Below are 20,833 nucleotides of genomic sequence, written 5' to 3'. Positions count from 1 at the left end.
TCCCAGGCGGGCGCCGGTTTAGCGTTCGGAGCCCGAATCGAGCACGGCCATGAAGGCCTTCTGCGGGATATCCACGTTGCCGATGGCCTTCATCCGCTTTTTACCTTCGCGCTGCTTGGCCCACAATTTCCGTTTCCGCGTGATATCGCCGCCGTAGCACTTGGCGGTCACGTTCTTGCGGATGGCCGAGATCGTCTCGCGGGCGATCACGCGGGTGCCGATGGCCGCTTGCAGGGCGATTTCGAACATGTGCCGTTCGATCTCCGACTTGAGCTTCTTGACCACGGCCCGGCCGCGGCGTTCCGCGTCGTCGCGGTGGCAGATGATGCTCAAAGCATCGACCCGGTTGCCGCCCACGAGGATATCCAGCCGCACCAGCTCGGCCGCCTGGTACCCCAGCAGGTCGTAGTCCATCGTGCCGTAGCCGTGGGTGCAGCTCTTCAGCTTGTCGTGCATGTCGTAGATCACCTCGGCCAGTGGCAAGTCGAAGACGAGCATGGCCCGGGTCGGCGACAAGTATTCGGTCCGCACGTACACGCCCCGGCGGTCGTTGCACAGCTGCATCACCGGCCCGATCGAGTCGACCGGCAGGATGAAATTCACGCGCACGATCGGCTGCCGGAATTCCTCGACCAGGCCCGCCTCGGGCACCTTTTGCGGATTGTAGATCTGCAGCGTTTCGCCGCTGCGCGTGAGGATCTCGTAGGTGACGTTCGGCGCCGTCTGCACCAGGTCGAGATTCATCTCGCGCTCGAGCCGCTGCTGGATGATCTCCATGTGCAGCATGCCCAAAAAGCCGCAGCGGAACCCAAAGCCCAAAGCGTCGCTCGTCTCCGGCTCGAACTCGAAACTCGGATCGTTGATCGACAGCTTGTTGAGCGCCTCGCGCAGCTCCTCGAAGCTCTCGCCCTCCGAGGGATACAGCCCGCAATACACCATCCGCTTGGGCGGGCGATAGCCGGGCAGCGCCGCCGCGGCCAGTTCGCCGGGCACCGTGACCGTGTCGCCAATGTGCACGTCGCTGAGCGACTTGATATTGCAGATCAGGTAAGCCACTTGCCCAGCGTGCAGCGAATCGCACGGCTTGCGCTGCGGGACGAACTGCCCCAGCTCGAGCACCTCGTGGGTCTTCGCGCCCTTGATCAAGCGGATCTTCTGGCCCTTGCGGACCGTGCCGTTCATGATTCGCACGTAGATGATCGCACCGCGATAATCATCGTAGTGCGAGTCAAAGACCATCGCCTGCAGCGCGGCTTCCGGATCGCCCGCGGGCGGCCGAATCTGCTCGATGACCGCCGTGAGCAATTCTTCGATGCCCAGGCCCGCCTTGCCGCTGCAACGGAGCACGGTCGTCGGGTCGATGCCCAGGCTCGTCTCCATCTCCACCAGCACCTCGTCGATGCGGGCGTTCTTCATGTCGATCTTGTTCAGGGCCGTAACGATGTCGAGGTTGCCCTCCATCGCGGCAAACGCGTTGGCCACGGTCTGGGCCTCGACTCCTTGGGCCGCGTCGACCAGCAAAATGGCCCCTTCGCAACAGGCCAGGCTGCGCGAAACCTCGTAGTGGAAGTCGACGTGACCAGGCGTGTCGATCAGGTTCAGCTCGTATTGCTGCCCCTGGTGCTTGTAGCGCATCGCCACGGCCCGGGCCTTGATCGTGATCCCCCGGTCGCGTTCCAGTTGCAGATCGTCGAGCAACTGGTCGCGCAGCTCGCGTTTCTCGACCGTACCGGTGTACTCCAACAGCCGGTCGGCGAGCGTGCTCTTGCCGTGATCGACGTGAGCGATGATCGAAAAGTTGCGGATGTATTTTCCGTCCATAGGCGGCCGCGGGCGGCCTTCCGTCGAGTGAGAGCTCCGTGGCGCGGCGCCGGTCGCCGTGCGATGTCGCACCGCAAACAGCTAGCCAGGCGCCCGCTGGGCATGCAGCCTTGCTACGCCAGCGGCGCCGATATATCCGGCGTCGCCCCCCAGCGTCGCATAATCAATCTTGATCCGTGAGGCCAAAACCGGGAAGGCCCGCCGCTGGACTTCGGTCATCACACGCGCCAGGAATTCGCGGCCCAGGGGGTTTTCGTGACCGCCAAAGGTCATCGCGCCGCCCAGGACCACGCCGTTGGGATCGATCGTGTGCATGAGCGTCACAATGCCCACCCCCAAGTAGCGGGCCGTATCGAGTACCAGCTCGCGCGCGAGTTCGTCGCCCCGTTCGGCTTCGCGCGCCACCAACAACGGACTCAGCTCGTCGCCGCTTTGCAACGCCGCGTGCAGGCTGCTGTCGCGACGCGTCTTGAGCGACTCTTCCGCGCGGCGGATCAAGGCCGTGGCGCTCGCGTAGGCTTCCAAGTGGCCGGGCTGTCCGCAAGGACACAGCCGCGCGTCCTCATGATGATTGACGATGATGTGGCCGCACTCGGCGCCGTGGCTGTTCTCGCCGTCGAGCAACAGGTCGCCCACAATCACGCCGCAACCGACGCCGGTTCCCAGCGTGAACAGCACCATGCTGTGAAACTCGCGGCCCGAGCCCACCCAGAATTCGCCGTAGGCGGCGGCATTCGCATCGTTCACAAAGCTGACCGGCAGGCCGCAATGGGCGCTCAACCGATCGCGAATTGGAAACTCGAACCAGCCGGGCAGATTGTGGGGCTGCAGGAGCATTCCGGCAGGTACGTCCATCGTCCCCGGCGACCCGAGCCCGACGCGGGTCAGTTCGCCCGGCTCCAGGCCAGCTTGCCGGGCCGCGGCCTTGACCGCCTCGGCCATGCGCCGCGCCCCATCCTCAGGCCCCTTTTGCGTTTCCGTCGGCAGCGAAAGCCAGCTCATCGGCCGACCTTGGTCGTCGACCACCCCGACCTTGATGTTCGTACCCCCCAGATCGACGCCGGCAAAAAACGGCCCTTGAGCCTGTTGGCGCGAGATGAATTGCCGGGATTGAGACATCAGGAAGGCTACGGCAGGAGTCGAACACCCGCGGGGCCGCCAAAAATCGGGCGGGCGAGGGTCCGGAAGTATAGAAGCTGGCAGAAAACGCGGCAATTGCTCGCGGCCGCCGCCGCGGGCTGGTCCATAGTATTCGCCGCCCCTCGAGTGCTCGAATTGCTTGCACCCCCCCGGCGAACGATTGCGGATTCAATTCTGCCCGGCCTAATCCAACTGGACAAATCGGGGGCGGTCTGAAACCCTAGCCATGGGCTGGCGGTAGCCTCTGTGGAGACCGACGGCGCCATACGGTGCCGCCGGCCCAGCTTCCAGTCCATCCCGCCGATTATCTTCCGTCCGCCATCCAGCCCTCCCGTAGGAACCCTGTTGATGCGTGCTACCCGAGGCCTCGTGCCGAGGCTCTTTTGCTTGGCGTCCTTGATGCTGTTGTCTGGCACGCGGCCGGTTGCGGCCGACGAAGCCCTGCCGAGCCCGCTGGGGCGCTCGATTACCGACTTCGCGTTGCAGGACTATCGCGGTAAGCCGTTCCGGCTGGCGGAATTGTCGGACCAGAAACTGGTCGTCGTCGCCTTCCTGGGTACGGAGTGCCCGCTGGCCAAGCTCTACGCACCCCGTCTGCAGCAATTGGCCGAGAAGTATCGCTCGCAGGGCGTGGCCTTCGTCGGCATCGACGCCAACCGTCAGGACGGCGTCACGGAGATCGCCCAACTGGCCAAGGCGGCCAGGGTCGATTTTCCCATGCTCAAGGACGTCGGCAACGTCGTGGCCGACCAGTTTGGCGCAGTGCGCACGCCCGAGGTGTTCTTGCTCGACGGCGATCGCAAGGTGCGCTACTGGGGACGAATCGATGATCAATACGGCATCGGCTACCAACGCGAAACGGCGACGCGCACCGATCTAGCGGCTGCGATCGACGACTTGCTGGCCGACCGCGACGTGACCGTCGCCGAAACGCCGGCGCCGGGCTGCCGCATCGGCCGAGTGCGCGAGGTCTTACCCGGCAGCGAAGTGACCTATTCGAGCCAGGTGGCTCGAATCCTGCAGGAGCGCTGCGTGGCGTGCCACCGGCCCGGCGAGATCGCGCCGTTTGCCTTGCAGTCGTACGCCGAAGTGGCCGGCTGGGCCGAGACGATCCGCGAAGTGATCCACGACGGACGGATGCCACCCTGGCACGCCAATCCCGCCTATGGCAAGTTCGCGAACGATGCCCGACTGACACCGGAGGAAATTCGCACGATCGACGAATGGGTAGCGCACGGTGCACCCGAAGGCGACCCGGCCGAACTGCCCGAAGCCAAGCAATTCACGGCCGGCTGGCAGATCGACACGCCCGACGCCGTGTTCAAGATGGCCGACTATCCCAGCGACATTCCGGCCGAGGGCGTCGTCGGCTATCGCCACTTTGTCGTCGATCCCGGCTTTACCGAGGACAAATGGGTCGTGCAGGCCGAGGCCCGGCCCGGCAACCGCTCGATCGTGCACCACATCATCATCTTCGTCCGCCAGCCCGGCGAAGGTGGCCAAGGGCACGGTGGCGGGTTCTCGGGTTTCTTGTGCGCCGCAGCGCCCGGTGCACGTCCGCTGATTCTCGAGCCCGGGCAGGCCAAGCGGATCCCGGCCGGCTCGAAGCTCGTCTTCCAGATGCACTACACTCCCAACGGCACTCCGCAGGAAGATCTGAGCGAAGTCGGCCTGGTGTTTACCGATGCCGCGAAAGTCACTCGCGAAGTGCAGACGATGGCGGGCATCAATCCGTTCTTGAACATCCCGCCCGGTGCGCCGGACCACGAGGTCTCGGCCTACAAGCGGTTCCGCAGAGATACGCTGTTGATCTCGCTGTTCCCGCACATGCACCTGCGCGGCAAGGCGTTCCGCTACACGGCCAAGTATCCCGACGGCACCGAGGAGATCCTGCTCGACGTGCCGGCCTACGATTTCAACTGGCAGAACACTTACGTGCTCGCGGAGCCCAAGCTGCTGCCCAAAGGCACCAAGCTCCAATGCACGGCGCGCTACGACAATTCGGCCGACAACCCGGCGAATCCCGATCCCACGGCGCTGGTCACCTTCGGTGAGCAGACCTGGGAAGAAATGATGATCGGCTTCTTCGACGCGGCACCCGCTGCCGCAACTGGGCCCAGCGCGACCGCTGGACCCAGCAGCGCGGATGATTCGAACGACACAGACGGCGACTAGCCGGCCAATTGCGTGCGACCGGGGCCAGCGGTCAACCGCAGATAGAGCGCGGCTAGCGACAGCGGCAACAACAATTGGGCCAGGTGCCGCCAGAGAGTCGCCTCGCTGAGCGAGAAGCCGAACTGCAGTTGCCAGCCGATCCCGTCTGGCCCATTGCCGCCCGGTCCAAAGTAAGTCTGAATCAGGGCCGCAACCAGCGCCGTCAGCGCCAGCCCGCCGAACAACAACCGGCGCGAGACCCGGGCCGAGTTGGCCCACCGGCACAAGAGCCAGGCGACAATCAACGGCGGCGTCATGCATAGCAGGGCCGAGCCGGCGACGATCGCTCCCATGCTCAGCAGCCCGCCGCTGTTGAACAGCTCGCCGAGCACCTGGTCGCCCGGCCACAAGGACAGCCCTTGCAGCATCAGCGCCAGGGTCACCACTTCCACCGCGGCAATCGCCAGCACCAAGGGCACCGGAGCGACGAGGAACGTCAGCCGCGGATGGCGCCCGGCGAAATGTCGGGCTCGATACTCGTGCAAGATGCGCGCGGTCAATTCCTCGGGTGAGCCGAGCTCGCGTTCGGCCGATGCGAGCGCGTCGGCGCTCGTGGCGGCCGAAAGGCTGTGACGCCGCAACAGATCGGCGCGATGATCGCGCAGCTCGCCGGCCACGCGCCGCGCATAGGCCGGCGGCAAGCCTTGACGTACGAGATCCTTCGAGAGCGAACTAAGCCAGTGCGGCTTGGACATATGCGGCTCCTCCTGTGAGCACGCGGCCGACTGCGTCGACGACCAGCTTCCACTGATCGATCGCGCGCGCCAGCCGACCCTGACCTTCCTTGGTCACTCGATACACCACACGACTCCGACCACCGGCTTTTTCGCGCTTGGCCACGAGCGATCCCTCGGCCTCGAGCCGGTGCAAGATGGGATAGACGCAGCCCTCGCCAAACGACAATCGATCGTCCGTCGCCGAGCGAATCGCCTGCACCAGCTCGTAGCCGTACATGGGCCGCTCGCAGAGCAGCCGCAGGATCAACAACTCGGGCACACCGTTGAGAAAGTCGGGGTTGGAACGCGTCTTCGTCATGGCGGTGATATATACCTCGGAGTTCGATGTATTCCAACCGCAGTTTTTTCGGCCTGTTTTTCGCCCGGCCACACCGATAGGGCCCCACGCGCAGCCGGGCTGCTGCTCCCGTGGACCGACTTGTTAGGCTGGTGCCAGCTAGCGGTTGGGTGTCGATCGCTGTTCACCGGAAGAGTGGGAGGCGCGGTCATGCGCGCGGCGCTGAACTGGATCCTTCGCCAAGGCATCGTCTCGACATTCCTGTCGGGCCTGTTCGTCATCTTGCCGATCATCGTCACGCTCGCGATCCTGGCCTGGCTCGTCGAACAATTGCAGTCGGTGCTCGGTCCCAGCAGCACGCTGGGCCAGGCGATGCGCCGCGTCGGTTTGCAGTTCGTCGGCGACGACGCCACGGCCTGGATCATTGGCCTGCTCGCCACCTTTGCGGGAATTTGGCTGTTGGGCGTGCTGGTGAAGACGCGTGCGCGAAATCGCATTCAGGCAGCCATCGATGCCGTGATCGGCAACATTCCTGTCGTGAAGCCGATCTACGGCACCGTGTCGCAGATCGTCGCCTTGCTGAATCGCAGCGAGCAGCCGGCCGAACTGGCCGGCATGAACGTGGTGTTCTGCACGCTCGACAGCGCCACCGGCCCGGGGTTTGTCTGTCTGCTCGCGTCGCCTTCGGTGTTTCGCTTCGGAGATCGCGAATTTCGCGCTGTCTATGTGCCGACATCCCCGATCCCCATGACTGGCTGGGTGATGTTCGTGCCGGCCAGCCAGGTCCGCCCGCTCGACATGTCGGCCGACGAGATGATGCAGATCTACCTCTCGCTGGGAGTCCGCACGCCAAACGTCGTCCCGCAGGGGCACGTCATGGCGGCCGAAACCTCCCTCGACAAGGGGCAAGCTCTGGGACGAACCAACGATTAAAATGGCCGCGTACGAGCCGGTCGACCGGCCTGCATTGCTCTCACCCTGCGATTCGACCCATGTCCAATCTCGATGGAGTCCATTGCCTGATCGCCGGGGGAACGGGAAGCGTCGGCGAAGCCATCGTGCGCGTCTTCTTGCGAGCCGGGGCCACGGTCGTCGTCCCCTCGCGTACCCAGGTGGCCCTCGATCGGCTGAGCGAATATCTCGGCGACGATGCCGCGAGCCCGCGGCTGATGACTGTGGTCGGCAACGTCGGCGATCCGGCGGACGCCGTGCGCGTTCGCGACGAGGTGCTCAGTCGCGTCGGCCGACTCGATGCCGTGGTCGCGTCGCTCGGCGGCACCTGGGACGAACGGCTCAAATTGGTCGACGTGCCCTTCGAAACCTGGCGCAATTACTGGGACAGCAACCTCTCGCCGCATTTTGTGGCGGCCCGAACCTGGCTGCCCGTCCTAGCCGGCCGGCAGGGGTCCAGCTACACGCTGCTAGGTGGCCTCTCAGCCGTGATGCCGATCGCCCAATACGGTGTCGTCTCCGTCAACAGCGCCGGCCAGTTGATGTTGGCCCGGGTCTTGATGGAAGAAATGAAAGACACCTGCGTGCGGATCAACCAGGTCATGTTCGGTTATATCCACACCCGCGCCCGCGCGGCGCATGCCCGGCCCGAGTGGATTACGGCCGAAGAAGTCGGCGAATTCTGCGCCTATCTGGCATCGGCCGCAGGCGCCTGCGTGGGATCGGGCGTGATCCAATTGGGCAACCGTCCGCCGCGCCGGTAATCTAGTCGCGAGTGCCGTGGGTGGGTTCGAGGGGCAGGGCGGCGAGCATCGGCGTTACGCAGAGGATGACCTTGAAGGACTGGCCCAATTCGACCGAGCTGACGGCCGTCGTCTTCCTCGCGTCGCTCATTGGCGCGCTGGTCGTCGGCGGCTACGTCTTCATGGTCGTCGACTTCCGCGCCTATCTCCGCTCGCTCAAACGGGCCTTGATGGTGGTCATGCAATTCAACCCGGCACTACCCGCCTGGATGCAACAGGAGACTCCGCGATGCCTGAAGGTGTTCGGCCTGTCGCAGCCCTGCACCGAGGCCGACCTGCTCAAGGCGTATCGCAATCGCGTCAAGCAGCTCCATCCCGACCGTGGCGGTGACCAGCGCAAATTCATGCTGTTGCAGGCCCACTTCGAACAGGCCCAGAGCATCCTCCGCGAACGAGCCGAAGCAGAGTAGCGGCACCGTCAGCGTTTGCGGCGGCGCCAGACGGCCGTCAACGTGTGCAACAGGCTGATCACCATCAACAGCGCCAGCGGCGCCGCAATGGTCAGCAGCACGAACGTCAGCAGTGGTTCCGCGGCGCGGCTGGCCGTGGCGCGCAACAGGCCGCCCAAGGCCGCCGCGGCGACCCCCACCAGCAGCATCACCAACAGCAGCGTGCCCAGGCCAAACTGCAAGCGCCACCGCGGCGGAGGATCGGTCGGGTCGCTCGCCACAGAAATATCCTTCCGCGATCAGGCTGCGCCCCGGTGCAGCCGCACCGGTGTCTAGCTCCCGGACGCCGGCGGATGCAGCGGAGCGATCCGCGCCACGAGTTGCTCGTGCGTCAGCGACTCATCGGTTCGCAACAGCAAGTAGCGCCCGCGATCGGTGCAACTGTCGAGGATGATCTGCACGCCGTTGGGAACCTGAAATCCCTCGGGACAGGGTTCGTGGCCATGAATCAGGATTTTCGCCTTGACCAGCTTGGCAAACGCCTCGGCATTCGCCACGCGGTAATCGCGCCCCCAAACCATCTGGAACACGGCCTGGTGCTCCTGGAAATCGACCCCCGCCAGCGGCCGCGAAAACACGCCCGTGTCGAAGCCCCGGGTGTCGCATCGCTCGGGCAGGCTATGACAGATAAACACGTCGCCCGGCAACCGCACCGCCAGCGGGCAACTCCGAATGAAGGCCGCCAGGGCCTTGCGCACCTTTTCGATTGCCGGCCCGTACACCTCCTGCATCCCCAGTCGGAACATCAGATTGAGCATCTTGTTCGACTTGAGAATGGGATAGTCGGTCGCCTCGGCCAGCTCGTGGTTCGACAGAATGAAATGCACCCGGTCGGGATATTGCACCTTCAGCCGGGCCACGTCTTCGAGCATGCCGTGCGACATGCAGCCGCCGTTCGACGGGTACGTGGGCCCGCCGTGACAAACCTCTTGCAACACCAGATGCCGACGCGGGTGCTGATCGAGCGCTGCAATCTTCTTGATCGCGTTGAAGTTGCGGCGGTGCCCATGCAGGTCGGCCGTGATCAGCACGTCGTCGGCCGCCTCGGGCGTGATGACGATGACATTGCCCTCGCGGCAGGGCGTGTCTTGATTGGCCTGCGTCGCCGCCTCGTAGTTGGCGATCGTCTGCTCGATGTATTCGATCGTCGCGACCATCGGGCCCTGCACCAGCGGCGTTTGGCGGCCTTGGCGAACAGCGTCGGGCGGTCCGTATCCGGAAGCGCGCCCCGCGTTGGCGGTCTCAGCGGGCGACGGCGGCGCTCTTGGGCGCCATCTGTTCGACCCATTCACGGATCAACGCAACGCCCTCTTGGTGCACGAGCCGCTTACCCAACTCGGGCATCATAATGCCGGCATGCGTCGATTGCATCCGGTAGAGCATGATCGAAGCGTCGGGATGCCCCGGTACCACGTCGAACTTCATGTCACCGCTGCCGCGCCCGGCGGCGACCGGCGTCTTCATGACGCCGAGCACCGACGGCTCGGTTTCGAAGATGCTCAGGTACAGGCCCGAGGCCTTGGCCGGGCCTTGGCGGTTGTGGCAATGGGCGCAGTTGATGTCGAGATAAGCGCGCGCCCGTTGTTCGATCGAGCCGGTCTCGGCGACGTCCCACTTGGGCAGCCGCGGTGCCTGCTCGCAATCGGCCGGGGCGCCTTCGAGCACACCAGCCTTCGCCCAGTGCACCAACTGGTTCTCGGTCGTGCCGTCGGGATACGCCTGGTCGCGGTTCAGGTGCCGCGCTTTGGGGCCGATGGGAGCCAGCGCCGGGCCGCTTTCGGTGTGGCAGCCCTTGCACTGATTCGCGTTCGGCACCAGGTAGCCGGTCTTGATCTCCTGACCGTCGTAGTGGACCCACGACATATCGAGCAGCCGGCCCGCGACTTTGAGCGTGGCGTCTTTCTGGTCGGCGTTCCACAGGTACGGCAGCCCGACCCAGCCGTCTTCACGATGCCACAGCACGCGCGTCTCGATCAGGCGGACGTTCTTCTTCGGCTCGCGCATATCGGCCGGATAGGCAAACGTCTTGGCGATGACCGTGCCGACGGGAAAGTTGAAGACGTCCTTCTCGTCGTACTTCGCCTTCGTGCCCGGGGGCAGCTTGACGAAGCGAAACTTCAGCGCGTAGTCGGTAAACAGCGGCGAGTTGAGCTCGTAGGGAATCACGCCCTCGGCGGGCACCTGCTCGACCGGATCGCCCACGAACAAACTGAATGCCGAAAGCTGCTTGGGGGGCTCGGCCGGCGCGCTGGGCGGGGCCTCGGCCAAGGGCTTTTCGGGCCGCGCGCAGCCAAGCAGCCCCGGCACAACGAGGCCGCCTGCGACCAGCGCCCAACCCAGCCTACGCACCATCCCAGCGACTGCCGCGCGCGCGATGCGGCGCGGCAGCGCCGGACGATTCCCACTACGCATCGATCTTCACCTCTGCGGTGCCCTGCCCGGGGGCTTTCACGCGAAACTATTCGACCCCGGTGATCGCAATCGGGGAAAGTTCCGGCAACTGGCCTGCGAACTCCTTGGCCTCCAGGCTCATCTTGGACAGGTTCACCATGTCCGCGTCCTTGTTGTCGACCACGTACACGCCGAGTTCGGGCGGGGCGACGCCGTCTTTGGCCGTCTTTTCGTTGACCATGCCGTCGTAGACCACGTCCGGCACCGTCTGCAGCTTCAGGGTGTCCATCAGCTCTTTGAACACCGTGGCCACCGGGCCTTCCGGATTGTCGCCGCCGCCGGCGAACACATTGCCGTGGATGTACACACCCTCGACGTAGGGGTTGTACTGCTCGTCTTTGTACGAGCGATCGGTGAATAGGTAGCTGATCACCGAGCAATTGATCGTCTTGTTGCCGCCGATCTCGTTGTCGTACAGGTGCACGTTCTTGTTGGCCATGATGATCACGCCCGAGCCCGCCGGAATCGTCGCGACAATGTTGCCTTCCTTGCCGAAGTTCGGATGGTTGTTGTCGACAATCTTGTTCTTGAACGCGCGGCAGTTGCTGCCATTCTTCTTGGGCAGTTCGGGCAGCGAGAAGATCAACAGCCCGCCGGTGTTGCCGGTCGAAACGTTCTCGTAGACGTCGGCACCGACGGTGTTTTCGATCTCGATGCCGGCCACGTTTTCCCGGGCCTCGTTGCGGCGGATGATCACGTTCTCCGATTGGCCGACGTACACGCCAGCGTCCGAGGCGCCGCGAACGAAACAACCCTCGATCAGCACGTCCTTGCTCAGCACGGGGTACAGCCCATAGGCGCCGTTCTCAGGGTTGGGGCCCTTCGTCCACTCGACCCGCACGTTGCGGTAGATCGTGTGCTCGCAGCTTTCGGTCTTGATGGCGTCTTTCGCGGTGTCTTCGACGGCCAGGTCCTGGACCACGAAGTTCTTGACCTTGGCCGCATAGATGCCGGCGCTGCCGGTGCCGGCGCCCATCGTGGCGAAGTTGAGCACCGTCTTGTCCTTGCCGGCTCCGCGGATCGTGACGCCATCGACCGTGCAGGACAGGGCATTGTTCAGGTCGAAACGCCCCTCAGTAAACTCGATCACGTCGCCCGGCTTCGCCTCGATCAGGGCGGTCTGCGCCTGGTCGTAGGCCTCGGGACCGGGCGAGACGACCGTCACCTTGCCCTTGGGTTCGCTGTGGCCGTTGCCATTGCCGTTACCGTTGCCATTGGTGGCCATGCTGCCCGAATTGTCGGCACAGCCCACCAACGCCACCGCTGCCAACAGGGTCCAAGCCGAGCCACGAATCAGACGCATGTCGAGTACTCCTTCGTGCATTTCGAGGAACCCTTCTGCGGCCGGGCGCGCGTCGCGGTCGCACCGCGTGCTGAAGGGCGATTGTCGCAGGCCGAACTCCCGGGGACCGCGGCACAAATCGTCGCAGGCCGGGAGAGAGCCCCTTATCCTACCGAGGCCGGGGCCGGGGCTGCAAACCTGCCGGCGATCCGGCGCGGCTTGGGACGATCGCCGCGAGTTCCCCGCGGAAACCAGCCATCTTCTACGACGCAAGGGGGGTGACGCTCCAGAGCTCGTGCAAGCTTGACCAGCCTCACGACGAGCGTCAGAACCTTGCAGCAATCCGTCGGGTGCAGCCGGTTCGACACACGCGTACTCCTCGCGGAGGTAACCCATGGAACCCTATCAGATCCGGCGCTTCGAAGAGGACGACCAAGCGATGGTCGTTGCCTTCTGGACGCAAGTGTTCAATTACTCGGCTGCCCACAATGATCCGCTCACCATCATTCGCAACAAATTGGCGACGCAACGAGAGTTGTTTTGGGTCGCACTCGTCGACAACCGTATTGTGGGCACCGTCATGGCCGGCTACGACGGCCATCGGGGCTGGATCTACTCTCTGGCGGTTGATCCGGCGCTGCGCCGGCACGGAATTGGAACGGCGCTCATGGACCACGCCGAGTTGGCCCTGAAGAACCAGGGGTGTCCGAAGATCAATCTCCAGGTCATGGCGTCGAATGCGGCCGTCGTCGAGATGTACCGGAAGCTCGGCTATGCCGTGGAAGACCGGATCAGCATGGGTAAGTTGATCGGCTAAGGGCCGGTGCCTGCACGTTGCCGCGCCGGTCCTGCATGGATCAAGGGGCCCGCTACGGCTGCTTCGGCACTTCGTCGATCCAATCGAAGGCCCCGCCGTCGGTTTCGGTGTCGCGCTGGGGCGATTCGTGGGCTTCGCCCGCGCCGCGATCGGCCAGGGTAAACCGCTCGGTCCGCGACTGTCGGGCCAAACGCACTCGCAACAGAATCAGCAGCCGCACGGCACCGATCGCCATCAATCCGACCAGCAGCAATTGCAGGCCGAAATACCACTCCGCGGCTTTCGACGGCGGCGCGGGCCGCTGCACCAGCCGCAACTTGCCGAGGATCAGCGGGGCCCGCAGCGGTCGCGCATTCGGCTCGGCACCGCCGGGTTGGTATCCCTGCAGCTTGAAGAACCGGCCCGTGAGCCGGACATAGATCTCGACGTCCTTTTCCGACGGCATGCGCTCGGGCAGTTCCGTGAGCACGGCGACATAGAGCCAACCCTCGTTGGTCGTGGGCCAGCCCCAAACTTCGTAGACCTTCGACAGACCCAACGGGTTGCCTTCGGGCAGGTCGTAGCTCACGACCCGCCGCACCGTCAGTTCGACGGTGACCAGTTCGCCGCGAAACTTGGCCGGCGTCGTCATCAAGTCGTGAAACGAGACTTCCCGGGCGCTCTTCTCCAGTTCCTCGGCCGGAATGTCCTTCACCAGTCCGAGCAGCGCCCAGTAGGCGGGCATCTCGACGGCCCGCGTCGAGAGCGAGCCGTCGGTGACCACCTCGAGCTCGTGCTCGAAGGCTCCGATCTCGGCCGCCGAACCCGGGACCGCGGGATTGGCCGATTCGGCCGCCTCGCTCGGCTCGCTCTGCTGCGGGGGTTCGGGGGTTATGGCCAGCGGGCCCGACGGCGACGATTCTGCGGCGGCCGGCGCCGCAGGCGGTTCGTCTTGGGCCGCCAGCGGAACGACTCGCGCGGACAGGGCCCACAGGACCCCCACGAGCATCGCGCCGCCGCGCCGCGTGGTCATTGGTCGCCTGCCAATTCACCAAAGCCGATTTGCGTGAGATTTTCGCCGTTGGGCAGCTTGATCCCGGCGCAGACGTCGATCAGTTGCACGACGTATTGGTAGTGCAAGCTGGGCTCGATATTGAGAAACACCTGCCCGAACGAGCTGGCCCCGCCGAACAACGCTTGCAACTCAGTGCGCAATTGATCGAGGTTCGAAACGGTTACCCCCTGACCGAAAGTGACCGACTCGAGCTTGCCATCGACGGTCGAATGCACCTGAATGCTCAGGGTTTCGGTTTCCGGCTCTTCGATCACGACTTCCGGGACGATCTCCATCGAAGCGGCCGCCCCCTTGGTCACGGGCAATTCGGCCGGTAGCCGCAATCCGATCGCACTTTCCGTGGCTGACGGACGGAACGTGAGAATCAAGAAAGCCAGCAGTTGGAACGCCATGTCGAGCATGGCGGCCAGGTTCATCTGGACATCGTCGGGCGTCCGGTGACGTCGCCGAAAACGGTGGCTGCGAGCCATCGGCTTAGCTCCCTTGTCCCGGATTGGTCGTGTAGCGGAACTGCACGTTGCGCAAACCGACCTCGCGGCACACGGTGACCACGCGGTTGAGCACGCGGAACGGCGTCGCCTGGTCGGCGCGGATCACGACGATCGTGGGCAGCTCGTCGCCGAACTTGAGGTCGGGATTGCGCACCTGCGCTTTCGACAACGCGACTTGGGCTTCGACGTTGACGAATTTTTCGAGATCTTGCGGCTGGCCGTAGGAGGTCACTTTCCCCTCGGGATCGACGTTCAGTACCAGCACGTCGGTCGCCGGCGTTTCGATCGGCGAGGCCGCCCCCAACACCGGCAATTGCAGTTTGAGGTCGACGACTGCCGCCTTGAAGTTCATCACCAGGATGAAGAACGTCACCAACTGGAACACCATGTCGAGAATCGGAACCAGATTTGGTTCACCCTCGGCACTTTGCGACATGGTGGAAGCTCCTGATTAGCGCGGCGCGTGGCCACACGCTGGCACGGGCGGCTCAAGACCCGGCGGGTGCCGCGGCCGGCGCTGCAGCCGGTGCTGCGGCCGCGGTTGAGCGCGACCCACGGGAGGCATGATAGACCTTGCGCACCAGGTCGTCGGCGATCAGCGCCGTGTTGACGGTCAGCGCCGCGATCCGGTTCTTGAAGAACGCGAAGAAGTAGATCGACGGCACGCTCAGCGCCACGCCCTCGAAGGTCAGCAGCAGCGCCTCAGAGATACCGCCGGCGACCTCGGCCGGCTTCATCTGCTGGTCGCTCCGGGCAATGACGCTGAAGCTGGCGATCATGCCCTTGAGCGTTCCCAGCAGGCCGATCATCGGGCCCAGTGTCCCCAACACCGCTAGAATGCTGATGCGCTTTTCCATCTGCGTCGTGATCGACTCGCTGGTGCGGTCCATCGCTTCGCGGGCCTCGCCCAGCCCATGCTGCAACTCGCTCATCCCGGCCGAGATCAGCTGACCCAAGGGCGAGTCGTCTTCGCGCGCCGTCTGCAAGGCCTGCTTGAAGTTCTTCTGGCCGATCAACTGCTCGCAGTTTTCTACCAATTCCTTGGGCGACACTTCGCTCTCGCGAATCTCGATGAACAACTGGATCACCGTGGCCAGGAAGTAGATCGACAGGACCAGGATGAACAGGCCAATCACCCCCGAGCAGCGAGCGATCCACATCAACAGGCTCTCGGTTTGGGCGGCGTTCGCCTCGCCGCCGGCGGCGGCTTCTTGAGCCCAGCTCGTGGCGGCGGAAAACAGCACGATGGCTACGGCCACCGACAGGAGCATCAGGACGCGGCGGCCCAGCGTGGCCCGCGGACGATCGGACGCGTTCATCGAAAGAGCCTTTCTGGCGCGACAGGAGTTGGTTCGCGGCGGTTGTCGGAGCTGCGGCCTTGCCTACCGCAGGCGATCGAAGCGGCAATTCGGTGTTGTACGGTGAGCCGTTGCTCGGGGGAACCTTTCGGCAGCGTCATCGCGATGCCCCCGGCGGTCCGCGAAAGCCGTGTTCGCTCGGCTCGCCTGGCCGCAGGCGGACATCCGCCCGACGCTGCACTCTTCGTCTGGCCCATCGCACCGGTTCCGGGTCGAGTGCGGCGGGCAAGCCGGCCGAGAAGAACGCCCCCCAAAAAAGGGCATCAGGCCAACTAGCATTATCGAGTCTATTGCCCGTCAAATCGATGGTCAAACCGATTTCCCGCGGCGCGAATTCCGCGCTGACGAGCGGCTATTCCGCCGCGGCGGCCTCGACTATTCCCGCCCGTCGAACGCGGCCCGCGCCAGGCGCGAGCGACACGAACGCTACAACCCGCGCAGGGCAAATTGCCGTCCGGCGATTTGAGACGCGCCGACCGCCAACTTACGATTGAGCCGCCGCGGGCCGCAGCCCTGTCGCCTGCGTCCACGGTCGAGAGTCCCTTGAAGGCGGAGCGTGTCCATGTCGCGCGGAATTTTGCAGCCGGCAGTCGTCGGTGTCTGGTCGTTCCTGGCCGCAACCGGGTTCGCCGCCGTGGCGGCCGATCCGGCGCCGGTCCGCTGGTTGGCGCATGACATGGAGCGGCCGCGGCCGCCCGTCGTGCGCCCCGGCACATCGAACCTGCCCTTGGCCGCGCCCGAGGATGCCGTGGTGCTCTTCGACGGCAGCGACCTGTCGAAATGGCGCGACGCCGAAGGCAACCCGGCCAAGTGGAAGGTACGTGACGGCGCGATGGAGTCGGTGCCCATGAGCGGCTACGTCTACACGGCCGACAAGTTCGGCGACGTGCAGTTGCACGTCGAATGGGCCGCGCCGGCCGTCGTCAAAGGGCAAAGCCAAGGCCGCGGCAACAGCGGCGTCTTTCTCATGGGACTGTACGAAGTGCAGGTGCTCGATTCCTACGAGAATATCACCTACGCCGATGGTCAGGCCGGCGCGATCTACGGTCAATACCCGCCGCTGGTCAACGCCTGCCGTCCGCCGGGCGAATGGCAAAGCTACGACATCGTCTTCCGCCGGCCGCGGTTCGACGAAGACGGCACTGTCCGACGGCCCGCGCGGATCACCGTCGTGCACAACGGCATCCTGGTTCAGGACAACGTCGAAATCTGGGGACCGACGTCATGGCTGCAGAATGGCCCCTATACGAAGCACGACGATCGGCTGCCGCTGGGGCTGCAAGACCATGGCAACCCGGTGCTGTATCGCAATATCTGGCTGCGCGAGTTGGACGAGACCGGCCCGGCGCCGCCGCCGCTGCAAGATCGCCACGTCGTCGAGCTTTCGCGCGACGAGCTCGGCAAGTTCGTCGGTGACTACAAGACGCTCTTGGGCGAGTTCGGCCGCATCGAGCTGGTCGACGGCCTGCTGCAACTACACATGAAGACCGGCCAGGTGATCGACCTCGTGCCGCTCTCGCCGACCGAGTTTGCGCTCCGCTGGACCGCCGCGAAGTTGATCTTCGAAATCAAGGACTCCGGCCGGGTCGCGGGCTTCACCATGTTGCTGGCCGGCGAGAAATACCCCGTCGGCCGGGTCGCCAGCGGATCGTAGCGGCCGCCAGCGGCAACTTGCTGGCGTCCGGCGGGCGGCCGCAGCGGCGTTGGCCTGCTGTGCCGCATTTCCTGGTCGTTCCGGCCGTAACGATTTTTTGGATTCTGCCAGAAGCGCGGCCGATAGAACCCAGTAGACCGCGACGGCAATCGCCCGAGACAGGAAATTCGCGTGTGCCTTTGGCCAACGCGACGGGCGGCTCTCCACCCAGGCAATCGCGTGACATCCTCGCTCGTCGAGGATCAGGGGGGTGCGAGAAACTGCGGCGGTAGGCTGACCCCAAGCGACAAGGAACAACAGGCATGAAGCGCGCGATTCTAGCGGCCTTTCTCATGGCCGTGGTCTCGAGCAGCACCGGATGCTGCCTCCTCGACGCCATCTTCTGCGGTGGCGGCTGCTGGGGATGCGGCGGCTGCGGTGGCTGCGGTGGTGGATGCGGCGGCTGCTACGACGAAGGCTACTCGTGTGACGACGGCTGCGGCTGCGACGGTGGTTGCGGCGGCGGCGGCGGCTACTACGGAGGCGGCGGTGGCGGCGGCGGCTGTGCTACCTGCGGCTATGCTCAGCATGGCCCGCGGATGATGGCCAACGGCCCCGAGTATGGCTACGCCCAGGGCCCGCCCTCGGCCGGCGTCACCTATCCCTATTACACCAACCGCGGCCCGCGCGATTTCCTCGCTCAGCGCCCGCGCAGCATCGGCCCCTAAGCCGTGAGACAAATCTGACTGGGTCGCTGGGGGAAGTCCCGAACGAGCGACCATTGGGGGGAGTGTGGAAACGGCCGGTGCATGCCCCATGGGGTTTGCACCGGCCGTTCATTTTTTCCTCGCGGCGCTGGGCCGACGCAACGGCCTGGCCCTTCAGCCCGATTCGCCGGGCAGCGGCCGATCGGGCCGCGTCAATCGCTCCGGACGCGGACGGCCCAATTCGATCCAACGGGCACACCTCTGCCGATAGTTTTCCGGCGTGAGCCGCGTGGCCAATTCGGGATGGCCGGCCAATTGCCATACGGCCTGCACGTCGAGCACGTCGCGCCAGGTGATCCAGCGCGGTGGGTCGGCCGCGGCCATGGTTTCGAGGTAGCTCAGAACCGATTCGACGGCCTCGTCCGGTTCGAGCGACGCGCGGTAGCGCCAATAGTGGGCCCAGCGCTCCAACTGTTCGGGTCGCCAGGCAAATTCCAGCGAAAACGCCTGGCGCAGGGCCTCGGTGCTGGCGGCATCGGCCACATGATCGGCCAGGTAACGGTCGAACTGCTCGTTGCCCGTCCCCCACCGCGTCACCAGTACGCGCAGCTTCCGCTCGGGCAGGGGCGGGGCCTCGAACCAAGCGATTTGCTGCTGGGCCTCGGCAAAGCTCTCGGCCCGGGCCAGGTGATAGCAGCGCAACTGGGCATCGAGTACGTCGCGCTGGCCCACGGCCCAGAGCCCGCCGCCGGCGGCAAAGACCACCATCAACACCAGGATGCCGCGAACCAGATAGCGCCGCATGAGGATCGACGAATTGGGAAACCTTTGCCGGAACGGTAAACCTTCAGGGGGCTGCGACACCTTACTCGCGGTGCGGCCTTGCCGTAAACGCCGGATTGGGCCCTCCACCACCGAAACTCGCCACAGTCGTCCGCGAGAATTTGGGCGTCCCGCTAGCAACATTTCGCCCGCCACTGCGCTTCGGCAGTTAATGCGGCGGCGCCAGCAACCCTGCGGCCGCGCACCGACAAGGAGTCTTGACGATGAAACGCGCGCTGTGGGAAGTGAGCATCGTTCTCTGGACATCGATCGCGGCCGTCTCGGCCACCGGCTGCAGCCCTGCCGCCAAGATCAGCGACAGGCCGCAGGCCCCCGCGAGCAGCAGCTCCACGCTTGCATCGCTACCACCGCTCTGCGGCATGGTAGTCGATTTGGAAATCGTCGGAACCGACGAACTCGTCGAGTAGGCGCAACACGGCATGCGTATCGGCCGCCGTAGCGCGGGCGACCGGCCCGCGACGGCACCGGCACGCTCGCTTGCGCCCACCGCCTCAGGCCGCGAAACGCCCGGCAATGAGCGTGATGTTCTGCCCGCCGAAACCAAAGCTGTTGCTGGCGGCGTAATCACAGCGCCCCGGCCGGGCCTGATTAGGTACGTAGTCGAGATCGCAGTTCGGGTCGGGCGTTTCGTAGTTGATCGTCGGCGGTAGCACGTTATCGCGAATGGCCAGCAGGCAGATGATCAACTCGGTCGCACCGCCGGCCGCGATCAGGTGCCCCATCATGCTCTTGGTGCTCGAGACGGGCACCTTGTAGGCGTGCTCGCCGAGGGCCCGCTTGATCGCCATCGTCTCGGTCTTGTCGTTGACGGTGGTGCTGGTCCCGTGGGCGTTGATGTAATGCAGGTCCGTGACATTCAGCCCGGCGTCGGCCAGGGCCATCTGAATGCAGGCCGCCGCGCCGCGTCCTTCGGGATGAATATCCGTGATCCGGTAGGCATCGGCCGTCGAACCGTAGCCGCGCAGCTCGCCGTGGATCTTGGCGCCGCGCCGGCGGGCGTGTTCGTACTCTTCCAGGATCAGCATCGCGGCGCCTTCGCCCAGCACGAAGCCGTCGCGGTGCAGGTCGAACGGGCGCGAGGCCTTGGTTGGCTGGTCGTTGCTGGTGCTCAAGGCCGTGAGCAGGTTGAAGCCCGTCACGCCGAAGGGGTGAATCATGCTGTGCGTGCCGCCGGAGAGCATCAGATCGACGTCGCCGCGGCGGATCATCTCGGCCGCCTCGCCCAGGGCCTGAGCGCTGGCCGAGCAGGCCGTTAGACAGTTGGCATTGGGCCCCTGGGCATTGAACAGCCCGGCCAGATGCGCGGCCGCCATGTTCGGTTCTTGTTCGAGTTCGGCCGTCGGATCGAGAATTTCGAGGCCCTTACGGGTGAAGGCCGCCACGTCGAGCGAACCGTCGTCACGCAGCGCAGCGACCATCATCTGCGAGAAATGATCGAAATTTTGCTGCCCTTCTCCGCTGCCGAGATAGATGCCGAACCGCAACGGGTCGAACTTGCCGTCTTCGAGCCCGGCGTCGCGCACGGCTTGCCTGGCCGCCCCGACGGCAAACTGCGTGTGCCGGCCGTGGCTTTGCCACAGCGCCGGGTCTTCGCCCGCCTGGCCGATGTCCCAGTTCTTGACCTCGGCCGAAATCCGCGTGGGAAAGTTGCTCGCGTCGAACAGCGTGGTCGGTCCGACGCCCGACTGCCCGGCGAGCACGGCCTTCCACATCGACTCGACGTCGTTGCCGACGGGCGTCAGGCAACCCATTCCCGTGATGACGACGCGACGCCGCATGGTCAACTTCTCCCTGCACGACTCGCG

The 20,833-nt window shown here is 65.0% G+C and carries 22 protein-coding genes; 8 read left to right on the top strand and 14 right to left on the bottom strand.

All coding sequences use genetic code 11. From position 1 onward, the window contains the following. Nucleotides 1-18: 18 nt before the first annotated feature. Nucleotides 19-1,821, bottom strand: coding sequence for a translation elongation factor 4 (lepA, locus tag K1X74_03240; protein MBX7165341.1), 1,803 nt, complete (start codon nt 1,819-1,821; stop codon nt 19-21). Nucleotides 1,822-1,902: 81 nt separating this feature from the next. Continuing rightward, nucleotides 1,903-2,940, bottom strand: a complete 1,038-nt coding sequence (locus K1X74_03235; GenBank protein ID MBX7165340.1) for an ROK family protein — start codon at nt 2,938-2,940, stop codon at nt 1,903-1,905. Nucleotides 2,941-3,348: 408 nt separating this feature from the next. Between K1X74_03235 and K1X74_03230 the strand changes: the two genes are divergently transcribed. Next, nucleotides 3,349-5,136: a redoxin domain-containing protein gene (locus K1X74_03230; GenBank protein ID MBX7165339.1), complete on the top strand. Its 1,788-nt coding sequence runs from the start codon at nt 3,349-3,351 to the stop codon at nt 5,134-5,136. Here K1X74_03230 and K1X74_03225 read toward each other — a convergent pair. Both K1X74_03225 and K1X74_03220 read right to left on the bottom strand, forming a co-directional pair. Next, a complete protein-coding gene (locus K1X74_03225; GenBank protein ID MBX7165338.1) occupies nt 5,133-5,870 on the bottom strand; it encodes a hypothetical protein in 738 nt (245 codons plus the stop codon). The two genes, K1X74_03230 and K1X74_03225, sit on opposite strands and share 4 nt — an antisense overlap. Continuing rightward, a complete protein-coding gene (locus tag K1X74_03220) occupies nt 5,848-6,210 on the bottom strand; it encodes a PadR family transcriptional regulator (GenBank protein ID MBX7165337.1) in 363 nt (120 codons plus the stop codon). The genes K1X74_03225 and K1X74_03220 overlap by 23 nt, the downstream gene beginning before the upstream one ends. A 189-nt stretch (nt 6,211-6,399) precedes the next feature. Between K1X74_03220 and K1X74_03215 the strand changes: the two genes are divergently transcribed. From K1X74_03215 to K1X74_03205, 3 genes are all read left to right on the top strand, one after another. Continuing rightward, the gene (locus K1X74_03215; protein ID MBX7165336.1) at nt 6,400-7,122 is read left to right on the top strand and encodes a DUF502 domain-containing protein; all 723 of its coding nucleotides are present in this window, start codon (nt 6,400-6,402) and stop codon (nt 7,120-7,122) included. Between the two features lie 59 nt (nt 7,123-7,181). Then, nucleotides 7,182-7,904 carry an SDR family oxidoreductase gene (locus K1X74_03210; protein ID MBX7165335.1) on the top strand — a complete coding sequence of 241 codons (723 nt, stop codon included), beginning with the start codon at nt 7,182-7,184 and terminating at the stop codon, nt 7,902-7,904. 71 nt (nt 7,905-7,975) lie between these two features. After that, on the top strand, nt 7,976-8,353 hold the full coding sequence (locus K1X74_03205) for a J domain-containing protein (protein MBX7165334.1): 378 nt from the start codon (nt 7,976-7,978) through the stop codon (nt 8,351-8,353). An 8-nt stretch (nt 8,354-8,361) separates the two neighbouring features. Here K1X74_03205 and K1X74_03200 read toward each other — a convergent pair whose 3' ends face one another. From K1X74_03200 to K1X74_03185, 4 genes are all read right to left on the bottom strand, one after another. Continuing rightward, nucleotides 8,362-8,613, bottom strand: coding sequence for a hypothetical protein (locus tag K1X74_03200; protein MBX7165333.1), 252 nt, complete (start codon nt 8,611-8,613; stop codon nt 8,362-8,364). Between the two features lie 51 nt (nt 8,614-8,664). Next, nucleotides 8,665-9,549 (bottom strand): hypothetical protein, encoded by an 885-nt coding sequence (locus tag K1X74_03195; protein MBX7165332.1) that lies wholly within the window; start codon nt 9,547-9,549, stop codon nt 8,665-8,667. An 85-nt stretch (nt 9,550-9,634) separates the two neighbouring features. Beyond that, complete coding sequence (locus tag K1X74_03190; protein ID MBX7165331.1) at nt 9,635-10,804, bottom strand: hypothetical protein; 1,170 nt, start codon at nt 10,802-10,804, stop codon at nt 9,635-9,637. 46 nt (nt 10,805-10,850) lie between these two features. Then, a complete protein-coding gene (locus tag K1X74_03185) occupies nt 10,851-12,146 on the bottom strand; it encodes a right-handed parallel beta-helix repeat-containing protein (GenBank protein MBX7165330.1) in 1,296 nt (431 codons plus the stop codon). A 373-nt stretch (nt 12,147-12,519) separates the two neighbouring features. On the opposite strand from K1X74_03185, the gene K1X74_03180 reads away from it, so the two are divergent. Further along, the gene (locus K1X74_03180; GenBank protein MBX7165329.1) at nt 12,520-12,942 is read left to right on the top strand and encodes a GNAT family acetyltransferase; all 423 of its coding nucleotides are present in this window, start codon (nt 12,520-12,522) and stop codon (nt 12,940-12,942) included. A 52-nt stretch (nt 12,943-12,994) separates the two neighbouring features. Here K1X74_03180 and K1X74_03175 read toward each other — a convergent pair whose 3' ends face one another. From K1X74_03175 to K1X74_03160, 4 genes are read right to left on the bottom strand one after another with little or no spacing between them, the layout of a single operon-like run. Next, entirely contained in the window at nt 12,995-13,954 is a 960-nt protein-coding gene (locus tag K1X74_03175) for a hypothetical protein (GenBank protein MBX7165328.1), read from the bottom strand. Then, nucleotides 13,951-14,466 (bottom strand): biopolymer transporter ExbD, encoded by a 516-nt coding sequence (locus K1X74_03170; GenBank protein MBX7165327.1) that lies wholly within the window; start codon nt 14,464-14,466, stop codon nt 13,951-13,953. Before K1X74_03170 ends, K1X74_03175 begins: the two co-directional genes overlap by 4 nt. Before the next feature lie 4 nt (nt 14,467-14,470). Continuing rightward, entirely contained in the window at nt 14,471-14,923 is a 453-nt protein-coding gene (locus tag K1X74_03165; GenBank protein MBX7165326.1) for a biopolymer transporter ExbD, read from the bottom strand. Between the two features lie 52 nt (nt 14,924-14,975). Then, nucleotides 14,976-15,806, bottom strand: coding sequence for a MotA/TolQ/ExbB proton channel family protein (locus K1X74_03160; GenBank protein MBX7165325.1), 831 nt, complete (start codon nt 15,804-15,806; stop codon nt 14,976-14,978). 601 nt (nt 15,807-16,407) lie between these two features. Between K1X74_03160 and K1X74_03155 the strand changes: the two genes are divergently transcribed. After that, nucleotides 16,408-17,499, top strand: a complete 1,092-nt coding sequence (locus K1X74_03155; protein ID MBX7165324.1) for a DUF1080 domain-containing protein — start codon at nt 16,408-16,410, stop codon at nt 17,497-17,499. A 302-nt stretch (nt 17,500-17,801) separates the two neighbouring features. Beyond that, nucleotides 17,802-18,206, top strand: a complete 405-nt coding sequence (locus tag K1X74_03150) for a hypothetical protein (protein MBX7165323.1) — start codon at nt 17,802-17,804, stop codon at nt 18,204-18,206. A gap of 153 nt (nt 18,207-18,359) precedes the next feature. On the opposite strand, the gene K1X74_03145 is transcribed toward K1X74_03150, so the two are convergent. Beyond that, nucleotides 18,360-18,989, bottom strand: coding sequence for a hypothetical protein (locus K1X74_03145; protein ID MBX7165322.1), 630 nt, complete (start codon nt 18,987-18,989; stop codon nt 18,360-18,362). Nucleotides 18,990-19,231: 242 nt separating this feature from the next. On the opposite strand from K1X74_03145, the gene K1X74_03140 reads away from it, so the two are divergent. Next, the gene (locus K1X74_03140) at nt 19,232-19,435 is read left to right on the top strand and encodes a hypothetical protein (protein MBX7165321.1); all 204 of its coding nucleotides are present in this window, start codon (nt 19,232-19,234) and stop codon (nt 19,433-19,435) included. Between the two features lie 84 nt (nt 19,436-19,519). Here K1X74_03140 and K1X74_03135 read toward each other — a convergent pair whose 3' ends face one another. Then, the gene (locus K1X74_03135) at nt 19,520-20,812 is read right to left on the bottom strand and encodes a beta-ketoacyl-[acyl-carrier-protein] synthase family protein (protein MBX7165320.1); all 1,293 of its coding nucleotides are present in this window, start codon (nt 20,810-20,812) and stop codon (nt 19,520-19,522) included. Between the last annotated feature and the right edge of the window lie 21 nt (nt 20,813-20,833).

The organism is Pirellulales bacterium (assembly GCA_019694435.1).
GTDB lineage: Bacteria > Planctomycetota > Planctomycetia > Pirellulales > JAEUIK01 > JAIBBZ01.
The sequence above is the reverse complement of the archived record's forward strand: the minus strand, read 5'-3'. Positions and strand labels throughout refer to the sequence as shown.